Source organism: Streptomyces bikiniensis, from assembly GCF_000716625.1.
GTDB classification, from domain to species: domain Bacteria; phylum Actinomycetota; class Actinomycetes; order Streptomycetales; family Streptomycetaceae; genus Streptomyces; species Streptomyces bikiniensis.
On record NZ_JNXJ01000018.1, the window covers coordinates 119,638 to 131,161 of the forward strand.

The window sequence follows — 11,524 nt, forward strand, 5'->3', positions numbered from 1 at the left end:
CAGGTCAACGGCTGTGTGGGCCGATCTGGCTCAGGTCTCCGAGGCGCCCGTTGTGCGCTTCGGGGGCCTTCTTCTTCGCCGTTCGGGAGAATTTCGGGAGATCAAGTTTCCAACAACTTCTCCCGAGGGGATCGGCCCGTGCTCCCGGACGTCGAGGACCGGGCGAAGGGACTCCCACCACAGCCGTTCCAGGGTGTCGGCGATGGCCAGCTCCATGCCGAGGGTCGTGTGGGAGTAGGTGCCCTCCACGCCCGGCACCTCGTGGCCCATCCGCTCCTCGACGGCGACGCGTGGATGACGCCCCTCCTCGTCCAGCCAGACCTTGCCGCCGTGGCGTAGGCCGTGCGGGGTCATGGTCGTGACGCCGAGGACGGGACGGATCCCGGGCCGGGCGGCGTGTCCGCGGCTGCTCGGCTTCGGAGGCCGGCCGCCGACGATCGGATGGAAGGTGTCAGCATAGAACTCGCCGCCGATGAGCAGCCGGCCACCCTTGGGGGCCAGGAAGACCAGCTCGTTCTTGTGGGAGTTGATGAGCTGGTACAGCAGGTCCGCGAGGAACGGGGGGATGCCCCGCCCGGCGCCCCGGGAACGTTCGCGGTCACCACCGGTGGAGGCTGCCGCTCGACGACGCGGCCGTCGCTGCGGTGTCGGAGCTGACGTGCCACCTCCTCAAGAGCTGCTCCCCGGGGGCGTGCGGCTGCCGGACGAACCGGAACCTGACCCGGATCTCGCGGCAGGGCGTCGACATGGAGATGCCGGACCCGACGCTGATCTATTCGGAGGGCCGGACCGGCCTGCCGCTGTGCGACCTGTGGCTCGCAGCGGTCAATCCCTACCGGCTGACCGGCCCGTTCCGGGTCTACTCCCCGGACTTCAAGCGCCTGAGGACGACGACATGGCCCTGAGCGCCACCGCGATCGCAGGATTGACCGAGAGCGTCCTCGGCTGCGTGTGCGCCGCCTTGGCGAAGACCGCAGTCGAGGTGCCGGGACAGCCCGGGTGCCCGGAGCGGGCCTGCATCGTCCCGGGCGCGGTCGCCTGGGACTCGTGCGATGACCCGTGCGGCGAGGAGACCGGCGGACAGCTGGCGGTGTCCGTCGCCCGGATCTTCGGCTCCACGCACGACGGCTTCCCCGTCGAGGCCCGCACCGTCCAGGGCGTACGCGGCTGCGCCCCGCCGCCGGTCACGGCCGTCGAACTGCTCGTCACACTGCTGCGCTGCGCGCCGACCTTCACCGAGAAAGGCTGCCCGCCGGCGTGCGACGAACTCACCGCGGCGGCCCGGATCCTGCACACCGACATGGTGACCGTCTCCAACGCGCTGCTGTGCTGCCTGCCCGCGACCGCCCCCAGCTCAGGCGCGGCCGGCGATTCGTGATGGGCGTGCAGAGGACGATCGGGCCCGAGGGCGGCTGCGTCGGCCTGGAGCAGCGCATCACCGTGGCCCTGCCTGGCTGTGCCTGCTCGAGCGAGGAGACGTCACCGTGAGCGTCGAGGTACGGATCGCCCCGGGTGTCATCGCTCGCACTCTGCGGCTACGGAACGGGACCGTCGCCCGCCGGCTCGCCCAGCGCACGAAGCGGACGGCGAACATCGTCCAACACGAGGCCCCGGCCGCATGGGCCGGTACATCACCTGGAAGGTCGAGGAGGGCCCCCGTGGCCTCCAGGGCGTCATCGTCTACGACCACTCCGTGACCCGCTACGTGCTGTACGGGACACGGCCGCGCATCATCCGCCCGCGCAGGAAGAAGGCCCTCAGGTTCGAGGTGCACGGCCGCGAGGTCTTCGCTGCGTACGTCCGGCGCCCTGGGACCAAATCGAATAACTTCCTCGGCCGCGCTCTTCGCCAAGGCCGCTGATGGGGCCCACATCCGTTGCACGAACCACGCCAGGGAGGTTCGGCTACAGGACGATCATCCATTCAGCCCCGAGCCCACTTACCGACCTGACAGGCCATCCCACCAGTCACGTAGACCAGGAGGTGAGGAGGCTTGCGATCCTCGACTTCATCGTGGTCACCCGTTATCTATATGTGGGCCGGGCCCGGGTCTGTCAATCAAACGGTGTAACGAGGGTGGTTGGGGTTACTGACGGGCTGCGGTGAGCCGGCCGTCGAAGGTGATGTCGAAGGCGTTCAGCGCGGTCTTCCAGCGCAGGGTCCAGCGGGTTTGTCCCCTGCCGGTCGGGTCGAGGGACATGATCGCCATGTAGACGCATTTCAGGGCGGCGGTCTCGTTGGGGAAGTGTCCGCGGGCCTTGACCGCCCGCCGGATCCTGGCGTTCACGGACTCGATCGCGTTGGTCGTGCAGACGATGCGGCGGATCTCGGTGTCGAACCGCAGGAAGGGGGTGAACTCCTCCCAGGCGTTCTCCCAGAGCCTGACGATCGCCGGATACTTCCGGCCCCAGGCGTCGGCGAACTCCGCAAACCGCTCGAGGGCGGCCTCCTCCGTCGCGGCGGTGTAGACCGGCTTGAGGAGCTTGGCGATCTTGTCCCAGTCCTGGCGGGCGGCATAGCGGAAGGAGTTCCGCAGCAGGTGGACTACGCAGGTCTGCACGATCGTCTGCGGCCAGACGGTCTCGACCGCGTCGGGCAGGCCCTTGAGGCCGTCGCAGACGAGCATGAGGACGTCGTTCACGCCGCGGTTTTTGATCTCGGTGAGGATGTGCATCCAGTGTTTGGCGCCCTCGCCGCCGTCTCCGGCCCACAAGCCCAGGATCTCGCGTCGGCCTTCGATGGTGACCGCCAGGGCCACGTAGATCGGCCGGTTGGCGACGGCGCCGTCGCGGATCTTCACGTGGATTGCGTCGATGAAGACGACCGGATAGACGGGGTCGAGGGGCCGGTTCTGCCACTCGGCCATGCCCTCGAGGACCTTGTCGGTGATCGTGGAGATCGTCTGGCGCGAGACGTCGGCGCCATAGACCTCGGCCAGGTGGGCCTGCACCTCACCGGTGGTCAGGCCCTTCGCGGACAGCGAGATGACCATCTCATCCACGCCGGTCAGCCGCTTCTGCCGCTTCTTGACGATCTTCGGCTCGAACGATCCGTCGCGGTCACGCGGCACGGATATCTCCATTGGACCGACGTCCGTCAGCACGGTCTTCGGCCGGGTGTCGTTGCGGGAGTTGCCGCCGCTCTTCCCGGCCGGGTCGTGCTTGTCATAGCCGAGATGGTCGGTGATCTCGCCCTTCAGCGCGGACTCCAGCAGCCGCTTCGTCAGCTGCTGGAGCAACCCGCCCTCGCCGGTCAGCTGCAGTCCCTCGGCCTGGGCCCGGGACACCAGCTCGTCGATCAGCCGGTCGTCCACCACCCTCACCGGCTGCGACTCAGCCGCCTCGACAGGCTCGGCCTCGGTCACGTTCTCACTGGTCATCGGTGCATCCTCCATGATCGGGAGTTACACCGAACGATTTACAGTCCCCCTCTAGAAGTCGCAGCCAGTCCTGGCGTCGGTCCTGCCGTAAGCGACGTCGGTGTCTCCGTTGATCTTCAGCTCCACCTTCGGAACGATCGGGTAGTAACACTTGCCGACCGGAACAGTGGGCCCGTAGCAGCCGCGGGTCATGCCAGCGGAGAGATTAGACGGCGCGCACCACACGTCGCCGCCGCGCTGAGATTCGAAGACGACCCGCCCCATCTCCATGTAGAACCCGTCAGTCGGATTCGAGTTCTGCACGACGAGGACCGCCTGCGCGCCACCACTGTTGTTCACGACGGTGCAGGCTTTGAACTTCATCCATTGACTGTTCCAGACCGTGGTCTCCGAGTGACCGACGTAGGCACCGCAGTACCAGTTGGAATTCGTTGACACGGTCTTCCAGCCGACCGTGTCGCTTGCCACGGCCGACTGGGCGCTCCACATCACCAACCCAGCTGCCAGGGCTGCGATCTTGGTCCAGCGACTACGCACGTGGTTCCCTCCTCAGGTGATCGACCCCGTATGGGCCGCATCGACCGATGATCATACTGATGCTCTGGTCGCGTTGCGGCCCTCGAACCCCTCTTCGCCGGTGCCGGGACCGAGGTTGTCGGCGTAGGCTTGCTCTTCGGTGCCGTCGCTTCGCTGGACGACGTTGCGCCGCAGGCCGCAGGCCGGGGGAGTCGGCGAGGCGGCCGGCATTGAGCCTTTTCCAACCTGGTTCGGAAGTAGGGCTATTGGGCCGACAAGGGATACCGAGGTGCCGGCGGCACGATCCGCATCCCGTGCCGGGGACGATGGGAGACCCTCTCCACCGGCCAGCAAGCGGTCAACCGGTCCCACGCGAAGATCCGGGCCTTCGTCGAGAAGGCCGTCGCCACCCTCAAATCCTGGCGACTCCTCCGCAAGCTGCGATGCTCGACCACCCGGATCACCAAGCTCGTCCAGGCCGTCCTCACTCTGCATCTGACCAGCTCAGAGTGAGGATGGAAAAGGTTCACTGTGCCGCACGTGCGCGAGGGTCGGCGCGGTCCCCTCGAACGCGGCGAGGGCCCGCGCCGAACGGGCCGCCCGGCGGACCTGCTCCTCACCGAGGCGGTACGCGGCGGTGGCCCGGTCCAGGCCGGAGTCGTCGTCCAGCGGCCCGAGTTCGCGCCGCCACAGGTCTCCGTCGCCCACCGGCCCGTCCGGCGCGTCCAGGGCGAGCAGTCCGGCGTCCGGCGCCCACCGGGGGTCGGGCGCGCCGGTGCCGGCGAGGACCACCGTCACGCCGGGCGAGGCCAGTGCGCGCACCAGCGGCCCCGGGTCCGGCGGCAGCGGCCCGACCACCACGGCGGCACCGCGCAGCCGGGCCTCGCGCAGCAGCGCCCGCGCCGCCGGCACGTCCACGGCCTCCGGCCGGTACCGCAGCACGGGCCGCCCGTCGCCCCTCAGCGCGGCGGCCACCGCCCCCGCGCCGGCCCCGGGGACGCGCTCCCGCAGGTGTACGGCGAGGGGCCCCGCCGCGGCGATCCGCGCCCCGAGCGCGGAGCGGCCCGGGCCCGTTCCCTCGTCCACCGGCGGCAGCAACTCCACCCCCTTGCCGAGGAGTTCCGCGTCGAGGTGACCGTCGTCGCCGAGGAGGTGGGCCACCACCCGCTCCGGCACGCCCAGCGCCCGCCCCGGCAGCGGCCGGTCCTCGTCCGCGACCTCCAGGAGGCCCCCGGCGCGCAGCGGGGCGGCCGGGTGGAAGCGGTCGCGGCCGGCCGGGTCGGAAGGGCCGGTGCCGGCCAGGTCGAGGGCGAGCGCCACGGTGGCGCGGCGCCGGCCGACGTCGTCGTTGAGGTAGCCGTAGAGCGCCTCGAAGTCCCGGTCCACCTCCGGCGCGAGCGCCACGAGGAGGACGTGCGCGTCGAGCGCGGAGAGCCCGAAGGCCCGCGCGAGCCGGGCCGTCCGGTCCGCCCCGCCGACGTCCGGCAGGACGGGGTCCGCGCCCCGTACGGCGGCACTCGCGCCCCGTGCCGCGATCCGGCGGGCCGTCTCCCCGCTGACGTACAGCCCCCGCAGCGGATCTCCGGCCGTGGGGTCCCCGGCGCCGCGGGCCTCCACGAGGGCGGCGACCCGGGCGCGCAGGGCGGCGACCAGGTCGAGCACGCCGCCGCCGTCGCCCGTACCCGTGCCGTCAGCGCCCATGACCGGCACCGTCCTCGCCCCTCGTGGCGCGGGCCGCCGGTCCCGGCCGCCGCAGCATCCGGGGCCTGGAGTCCCCCGGCACGCCGTCGATCCCGCGGACGACGAGCTCCGCGCCCACCGTGACCGGCGGCGCCGCCTCGTACACCGGGACGACCGGGAACGGGGTGACGACCACGACGTCCAGGGACGGTTTGAGCTCGCCGCCCAGCGCCGACCAGATGTCCGCGAGCGAGCGCGACTCGGCCGGCGGCACCGCGACGGAGAGCGGGAGCACCGCGGAGACCGGGCGGACCGACTCCGGCACCGCGTCCTCCGGCAGCACCTCGTGGGGCAGCAGGAGGGCCAACGCGCCGGAGAGGAGCCGGTGTTCGTCCTCCGGACGGGCGGTCCAGGCCGTCACCAGGTACGAGAGCCGGAACCAGCGCACCGGCCGGCGGTGCCGCGTCACGACCCCCCGGGCGTCCCGCTCGGCGAAGGCGCCGCGTTCGCGTCGTTCCACGTCCTCCCGGATGTCGTACAGATAGGCGTTCAGGGTCGGCGCGGTGCGGCGGGCCGCCCAGTCCCGGGTCGGCGCGTCGAAGGCGACGTCGCCCGTCACGGCGGGCGCGAGCAGGCGGCGCAGCGCCCCGTCGATCTCGTGGATCATCAGATGTAGCCTTCGCGGAGCGCGTACGCGACGGCATGCGCCCGGTTGGTGAGCTGGAGGCGGGTCATCAGCGCGTGCAGGATGTTCTTGACGGTGCGTTCGGAGTAGGCGAGCCTCTCGCTGATCTGCCGGGTGTCCAGGCCCTCGGCGAGCAGCCGCAGGACGTCCACCTCGCGCGGCGCCATCCCGAAGAGCGGCACCGTCCCGCCGGCCGTCGCACCCGCCGCCGTCGCCCGCCGGAGCCGGCCCACCTGGTTCAGGAGCCGGCTGACCAGGTCCGGCGGCAGCTCCCCCTCGCCGCGCGCCGCGCTGTGCACGGCGCTCAACAGGCGCTGCTCGGTGGCCTGGTGGCGCCAGATGATGGCGCGCACCCCGTACTCGACCACCGACAGCAGGTCCGGTTCGCGCAGCTCGCCCGCGACGAGGACGACCCGCCGGTCCCGGCCGCGCAGCAGCCGTCGCAGCTCGGCCGTGGTGGACTCGTCGATCCGGTCCGCGAGCACCACGGCGACGGCCGGGGAGCCCCCGTCCCTCCCGGGCGCGTCCCTCCCGGCCCGTTCCCTCCCGGCTCCTTCCCCGCCGGACCGTTCCTCCCGGCCCCGTCCCCCCTCGGTCCGCTCCGGCAGGACGTCCAGGGACGGCTGGTGCCGCAAGTGGCTGATCAGCCCGGCCCGGCTGAGCGGATCGGACGCGTGGACGGTCACCGTCACCCGCTTGGTGAGCACTTCCGCTACCTGCTCCTTCTCGTACGCCCCGACCGTCCGGACGTGGTCGGGCGTCCGGTACGGAGGACGGGGCGGCCGCGCCGGCGCCCCCGGGCCGGTCTCCGGCACGCACGGCGGTCCCCGCGGTCTTCTGGCCGCGGCCGGCGCGCACCGGCCGCGATGGTCGCCACCAGCCTGCCGCCGGCTGCTCACGTCCCGCTGCCGTCGCGCTAACGCCCCCGCCGGCGCCGTTACCGTCGCCGGCCCGAGCACCCGTCGCCGAGCCGACGGAGGACGTACGGGAGGGGGCCCGCCCCGGCGCCGGGGGCGCGGCCTCCGCTTCCGGGGGCGCGGCAGGCGGTTCTATGGTGGGCGGCGCAGATCGCGCGGACCGCGCGGTCCTCCGCGGGCACGCGCCCGATCCGGCGGCCACCCCGGCGGCAGGGTCGCCCCCGCACGACACGAACGAGGAGTTCCATGGACATCGCAGGCTCCGCCGCTCTCGTCACCGGCGCCGCCTCCGGCCTCGGTGCCGCCACCGCCGCCGCGCTCGCCGCCCGGGGCGCCACCGTCTACGGCCTGGACCTGGACAAGGCCGTGGCCGCCGCCGGCGACCTCCCCGAGGGCGTCCGGCTGCTCGCCGCCGACGTCACCGACGAGGAGCAGGTCCGCGCGGCCCTCGCCGGGATCGACGCCGACGGGGCCGAGCTGCGGCTCGCCGTGAACTGCGCCGGCATCGCCCCCTCCGCCCGGATCCTGGGCCGCAAGGGGCCGCACGACCTCGACCTGTTCCGCGCCGTCGTGAACGTCAACCTGATCGGCACCTTCAACGTGATGCGGCTCGCCGCCGAGTCCATCGCCCGGCACGAGCCCGACGCGCACGGGCAGCGCGGCCTCGTCGTCAACACCGCCTCGATCGCCGCCTTCGAGGGCCAGGTCGGCCAGATCGCGTACGCCGCCTCCAAGGCGGGCGTCGCCGGCATGACCGTCACCGCCGCCCGCGACCTCGCGCAGTTCGGCATCCGGGTCGTCACCGTCGCCCCCGGCATCGTGGACACCCCGATGATGGCCGGGTTCGGCGAGGACGTCCGCGCCGGTCTCGCCGCGAGTGTCACCTTCCCGCAGCGCCTCGCCCGCCCGGAGGAGTACGCCCGGCTCGTCGCGATGATCGCCGAGCACGACTACCTCAACGGCGAGACGATCCGCATGGACGGCGCGCTCCGGATGGCCGCGCGCTGAGCCTCCGTACCCTCGGAAGAGCACTGGGTGCCGGATTCGTCCGGCACCCAGTGCCGCACGCCTGTCGTTCCAGTGCTAGTTTCGACGCATGGGAACAGCGTCGACGAACTCCACGAAGCCCGCGATGCGGGACTCCCTCATCGCCGCGGCCTTCCAGCTCTTCCTGGAGCGGGGCTACGAGCAGACCACCGTCGACGACATCGTGACCCTCGCGGGCGTCGGCCGGCGGTCCTTCTTCCGGTACTTCCCGTCGAAGGAGGTCGTGGTCTTCCCCGACCACGACCAGTGCCTCGACGACATGACCCGCTTCCTCGCGGCGAGCGCGGACTCCGACGACCCGGTCGCCCGGGTCTGCGGCGCCGCCCGGATCGTCATGCGGATGTACGCCGAGAACCCCACCTTCTCCGTGCAGCGCTACCGGCTCACCCGCGAGGTCGCCGGGCTCCGCACGTACGAGCTGTCGGTGGTCTGGCGGTACGAGAAGACCCTCGGCGACTACCTGCGCACCCGCTGGGCCGACCGCAGGGACGGCACCCTGCGCGCCAACGTGGTCGCGGCGGCCGTGGTCGCCGCCCACAACCACGCCCTGCGCCACTGGCTCCGCTCGGGCGGCGAGGGCGACCCGCTGGCGGCGGTGGACGAGGCCCTGGAGTTCGTGCGCTCCACCTGGAGCCCCGCCCCGGCCTCGGACGCCCCGGCCGAGGAGACGGAGGACGTCGTGGTGGTCATCACCAAGCGGTCCACCCCGATGTGGCGCGTGGTGCGCGAGGTGGAGTCGAGCCTCGGCGAGGGCTGAGGGGCGTCCGGGCGGCGCCACCCGGACTCCCAGGGATCTCAGTATCTCCAATTGAGGGAACTCAGGTCTTTATTTGATGGCACTCAGTGCCATATCTTTGCTCCATGCACGGTCGAGCCGCCGAGTGCGAGGAGAAGGCATCGTGTTCCACACGGGACTGAGGAGCGGGACCGCCGTCCAGGCCGAGGAGACGGCCCCCGACTCCGAGCTCTACTTCCAGCGCTGCCGCTGGTGCCACACCACCACCTTCCAGCGACTGCTCTGTCCGACCTGCGGGTCGACCGACCTCGCGCCCGAACTCAGCGGGGGCGAGGGCGTGATCTCCGTACGGCGCGGGGTCGCCGCGGCCGACGCCGACCTCTGGCCGGTGCACATGGCGGAGGGCTTCGTGGTCCGCTGCCGGGTCGACGGGCCGCCGCACGCGGTGCGCCCCGGGGCCCGGGTCAAGCTCTTCTCGGGCGTCGGCGTCTCCGGCCGCCGCCCCGTCGTCCGGCTCTGCGAAGAGGTCCCGCTCGACGGCTGGATGTGAGCGGGACCCGTCCCACCTCATGGGAAAGGGGCGGTGGGGTGGCACTCTGTGCCACCCCACCGCCCCTTTCCGCTGCCGGAAGACCGACGGCGCCGGAAGGTCAGCGGGTGCCGATCTCGTCCGTCAGCTGCGGCAGCACCTCGAAGAGGTCGCCGACCACGCCGTAGTCCACGAGGTCGAAGATCGGGGCCTCCGGGTCCTTGTTGACCGCGACGATCGTCTTCGACGTCTGCATGCCGGCCCGGTGCTGGATCGCGCCGGAGATGCCCGCCGCGACGTACAGCTGCGGCGAGACCTGCTTGCCGGTCTGGCCGACCTGGTTGGCGTGCGGGTACCAGCCGGCGTCCACGGCGGCGCGGGAGGCGCCGACGGCCGCGCCGAGCGAGTCGGCCAGCTTCTCCACGACCCCGAAGCCCTCGGCCGCGCCGACGCCGCGGCCGCCGGAGACCACGATCGCGGACTCGGTCAGCTCGGGACGGCCGGTGGAGACGCGCGGGGTGCGCGAGACGACCTTCGCCGCGTTGCCCGTGAAGGCGACGGAGACGTTCTCGACCGCGCCGGCGGCCGGGGCGGCCTCCGGGGCGGCGGAGTTCGGCTTGACGGTGACGACCGGCACGCCCTTCGAGACCGTCGACCGCACCTGGTACGAGGCGGCGAAGACGGACTGGGTGGCGACCGGGCCGTTCTCGCCGGCCTCCAGCTCCACGGCGTCGGTGATCAGACCGGAGCCGAGGCGGAGCGCGACGCGGGCCGCGATCTCCTTGCCCTCGCCGGAGGAGGTCACCAGGACGGCGGCCGCCCCCTTCTCCTCGGCGATCTGGGTGAGCGCGTCGACCTTCGGGACGACGAGCTGCTCGGCGAACTCGGTGCCGTCCGCGACGTACACGGTGGCCGCGCCGTACTCGCCGGCGGTCGCGGCGATCGACGCGGCGGCCTCGCCGGCGCCGAGGACGACGGCCGAGGGCTCGCCGATGCGGCGCGCGATCGTGAGCAGTTCGAGGGCCGGCTTGCGGACCGCACCGTCGGCGTGGTCCACGAGAACCAGGATCTCAGCCATGATTCGTTGCTCCTGTGTGGGTGTCGTGCCGGGGCGGGTCAGATGAACTTCTGGGCGGCGAGGAAGGCGGCGAGCTGCTTGCCGCCGTCGCCCTCGTCCGTGACGATCGTGCCCTGGGTCCGGGGCGGACGCGGGGTCGCGGAGTCGACCAGGGTCCAGGACCCGCCGAGGCCGACCTCGTCGGCGTCGACGTCCAGGTCGTCCAGGTCCAGCTCCTCGACCGGCTTCTTCTTGGCGGCCATGATCCCCTTGAAGGAGGGGTAGCGGGCCTCGCCGGACTGGTCGGTGACCGACACGACGGCCGGCAGCGGGGCCTGGAGGAGCTCGGTGGCGGCGTCGCCGTCCCGGCGCCCCTTCACGGTGCCGTCCTCGACGGAGACCTCGGAGAGCAGGGTGACCTGCGGCAGGTTCAGGCGCTCGGCGAGCAGCGCGGGCAGCACGCCCATGGCGCCGTCGGTCGAGGCCATGCCGCAGACGACCAGGTCGAAGCCGGTCTTCTCCAGGGCCTTGGCGAGGATCGCGGAGGTGGCGAACACGTCCGAGCCGTGGATGGACTCGTCGTTGACGTGGACGGCCTTGTCGGCGCCCATCGACAGGGCCTTGCGCAGCGCGTCCCTGGCGTCGTCCGGGCCCACGGTGACGACGGTGACCTCGGCGTCGTCCGCCTCCTCGGAGATCTGTAGGGCCTGCTCGACGGCGTACTCGTCCAGCTCCGAGAGCAGGCCGTCGACGGCCTCGCGGTCGGTCGTCAGGTCGTCGGCGAAACCGCGGTCGCCGGTCGCGTCGGGGACGTACTTCACACAGACAGCGATCTTCAGGGTCACGGCCTGTCTCCTTTCAACAGCTCAACGGTCGTGTGGTTACGGGAGGTTGCGGGCCATGACGATGCGCTGGACCTGGTTGGTGCCTTCGTAGATCTGGGTGATCTTGGCGTCGCGCATCATGCGTTCGACGGGG

Annotated in this window: 15 protein-coding genes and 1 pseudogene; 7 read left to right on the forward strand and 9 right to left on the reverse strand. The window is 71.9% G+C overall.

All coding sequences use genetic code 11. The features are described 5' to 3' along the window. Positions 1-30: 30 nt before the first annotated feature. Entirely contained in the window at positions 31-354 is a 324-nt protein-coding gene (locus OO47_RS35070) for a hypothetical protein (RefSeq protein ID WP_078489690.1), read from the reverse strand. 290 nt (positions 355-644) lie between these two features. Here OO47_RS35070 and OO47_RS33405 point away from each other — a divergent pair, with 290 nt between their 5' ends. The 3 genes from OO47_RS33405 (at position 645) to OO47_RS37830 (ending at position 1,861) form a co-directional block, all read left to right on the forward strand. Next, on the forward strand, positions 645-905 hold the full coding sequence (locus OO47_RS33405) for a hypothetical protein (protein WP_234323203.1): 261 nt from the start codon (positions 645-647) through the stop codon (positions 903-905). Beyond that, positions 896-1,378, forward strand: coding sequence for a hypothetical protein (locus OO47_RS33410; protein WP_234323204.1), 483 nt, complete (start codon positions 896-898; stop codon positions 1,376-1,378). Before OO47_RS33405 ends, OO47_RS33410 begins: the two co-directional genes overlap by 10 nt. Positions 1,379-1,618: 240 nt before the next feature. Continuing rightward, positions 1,619-1,861 (forward strand): hypothetical protein, encoded by a 243-nt coding sequence (locus OO47_RS37830; RefSeq protein ID WP_234323205.1) that lies wholly within the window; start codon positions 1,619-1,621, stop codon positions 1,859-1,861. 225 nt (positions 1,862-2,086) lie between these two features. Here the strand turns inward: OO47_RS37830 and OO47_RS16735 are convergent, their stop codons facing one another. Both OO47_RS16735 and OO47_RS16740 read right to left on the reverse strand, forming a co-directional pair. Continuing rightward, the gene (locus OO47_RS16735) at positions 2,087-3,379 is read right to left on the reverse strand and encodes an IS256 family transposase (RefSeq protein WP_030211961.1); all 1,293 of its coding nucleotides are present in this window, start codon (positions 3,377-3,379) and stop codon (positions 2,087-2,089) included. A 51-nt stretch (positions 3,380-3,430) separates the two neighbouring features. Then, complete coding sequence (locus tag OO47_RS16740) at positions 3,431-3,916, reverse strand: hypothetical protein (RefSeq protein WP_051715833.1); 486 nt, start codon at positions 3,914-3,916, stop codon at positions 3,431-3,433. A 246-nt stretch (positions 3,917-4,162) separates the two neighbouring features. On the opposite strand from OO47_RS16740, the pseudogene OO47_RS35075 reads away from it, so the two are divergent. After that, a pseudogene (locus OO47_RS35075) lies at positions 4,163-4,408 on the forward strand (transposase family protein); the annotation flags it as partial. Here the strand turns inward: OO47_RS35075 and OO47_RS16750 are convergent. Genes OO47_RS16750 through OO47_RS16760 form a run of 3 tightly spaced genes read right to left on the reverse strand, consistent with a single transcriptional unit; the run spans position 4,400 to position 6,967 of the window. After that, positions 4,400-5,596, reverse strand: a complete 1,197-nt coding sequence (locus OO47_RS16750) for a hypothetical protein (RefSeq protein ID WP_051715835.1) — start codon at positions 5,594-5,596, stop codon at positions 4,400-4,402. The pseudogene OO47_RS35075 and the gene OO47_RS16750 overlap by 9 nt on opposite strands. After that, complete coding sequence (locus OO47_RS16755) at positions 5,586-6,242, reverse strand: DUF4255 domain-containing protein (protein ID WP_051715837.1); 657 nt, start codon at positions 6,240-6,242, stop codon at positions 5,586-5,588. The genes OO47_RS16750 and OO47_RS16755 overlap by 11 nt, the downstream gene beginning before the upstream one ends. Then, positions 6,242-6,967: a helix-turn-helix transcriptional regulator gene (locus tag OO47_RS16760; protein WP_030211983.1), complete on the reverse strand. Its 726-nt coding sequence runs from the start codon at positions 6,965-6,967 to the stop codon at positions 6,242-6,244. The genes OO47_RS16755 and OO47_RS16760 overlap by 1 nt, the downstream gene beginning before the upstream one ends. 456 nt (positions 6,968-7,423) lie before the next feature. On the opposite strand from OO47_RS16760, the gene OO47_RS16765 reads away from it, so the two are divergent. The 3 genes from OO47_RS16765 to OO47_RS16775 all read left to right on the forward strand — a co-directional run bounded on the left by OO47_RS16765 (position 7,424) and on the right by OO47_RS16775 (position 9,510). Further along, positions 7,424-8,185: an SDR family NAD(P)-dependent oxidoreductase gene (locus OO47_RS16765; RefSeq protein ID WP_030211986.1), complete on the forward strand. Its 762-nt coding sequence runs from the start codon at positions 7,424-7,426 to the stop codon at positions 8,183-8,185. Between the two features lie 88 nt (positions 8,186-8,273). Then, positions 8,274-8,981, forward strand: coding sequence for a TetR family transcriptional regulator (locus tag OO47_RS16770; RefSeq protein ID WP_030211988.1), 708 nt, complete (start codon positions 8,274-8,276; stop codon positions 8,979-8,981). A 142-nt stretch (positions 8,982-9,123) separates the two neighbouring features. Next, on the forward strand, positions 9,124-9,510 hold the full coding sequence (locus tag OO47_RS16775; protein ID WP_030211990.1) for a zinc ribbon domain-containing protein: 387 nt from the start codon (positions 9,124-9,126) through the stop codon (positions 9,508-9,510). Positions 9,511-9,610: 100 nt separating this feature from the next. On the opposite strand, the gene OO47_RS16780 is transcribed toward OO47_RS16775, so the two are convergent. The 3 genes from OO47_RS16780 to OO47_RS35080 form a co-directional block, all read right to left on the reverse strand. Continuing rightward, positions 9,611-10,567, reverse strand: coding sequence for an electron transfer flavoprotein subunit alpha/FixB family protein (locus tag OO47_RS16780; protein WP_030211991.1), 957 nt, complete (start codon positions 10,565-10,567; stop codon positions 9,611-9,613). 38 nt (positions 10,568-10,605) lie between these two features. Then, positions 10,606-11,391: an electron transfer flavoprotein subunit beta/FixA family protein gene (locus OO47_RS16785; protein ID WP_030211993.1), complete on the reverse strand. Its 786-nt coding sequence runs from the start codon at positions 11,389-11,391 to the stop codon at positions 10,606-10,608. Positions 11,392-11,427: 36 nt separating this feature from the next. After that, positions 11,428-11,524, reverse strand: a 97-nt coding sequence (locus OO47_RS35080) for an acyl-CoA dehydrogenase family protein (RefSeq protein ID WP_157849844.1), incomplete at its 5' end; no start/stop codon positions are given.

What these genes read in the sequence shown, in the direction of transcription:
- OO47_RS35070 (WP_078489690.1), bottom strand. Translation starts at nt 354, where the DNA reads ATGACCCCGCACGGCCTACGCCACGGCGGCAAGGTCTGGCTGGACGAG.
- OO47_RS33410 (WP_234323204.1), top strand. Translation starts at nt 896, where the DNA reads ATGGCCCTGAGCGCCACCGCGATCGCAGGATTGACCGAGAGCGTCCTC.
- OO47_RS37830 (WP_234323205.1), top strand. Translation starts at nt 1,619, where the DNA reads ATGGGCCGGTACATCACCTGGAAGGTCGAGGAGGGCCCCCGTGGCCTC.
- OO47_RS16735 (WP_030211961.1), bottom strand. Translation starts at nt 3,379, where the DNA reads ATGACCAGTGAGAACGTGACCGAGGCCGAGCCTGTCGAGGCGGCTGAG.
- OO47_RS16750 (WP_051715835.1), bottom strand. Translation starts at nt 5,596, where the DNA reads ATGGGCGCTGACGGCACGGGTACGGGCGACGGCGGCGGCGTGCTCGAC.
- OO47_RS16755 (WP_051715837.1), bottom strand. Translation starts at nt 6,242, where the DNA reads ATGATCCACGAGATCGACGGGGCGCTGCGCCGCCTGCTCGCGCCCGCC.
- OO47_RS16765 (WP_030211986.1), top strand. Translation starts at nt 7,424, where the DNA reads ATGGACATCGCAGGCTCCGCCGCTCTCGTCACCGGCGCCGCCTCCGGC.
- OO47_RS16770 (WP_030211988.1), top strand. Translation starts at nt 8,274, where the DNA reads ATGGGAACAGCGTCGACGAACTCCACGAAGCCCGCGATGCGGGACTCC.
- OO47_RS16780 (WP_030211991.1), bottom strand. Translation starts at nt 10,567, where the DNA reads ATGGCTGAGATCCTGGTTCTCGTGGACCACGCCGACGGTGCGGTCCGC.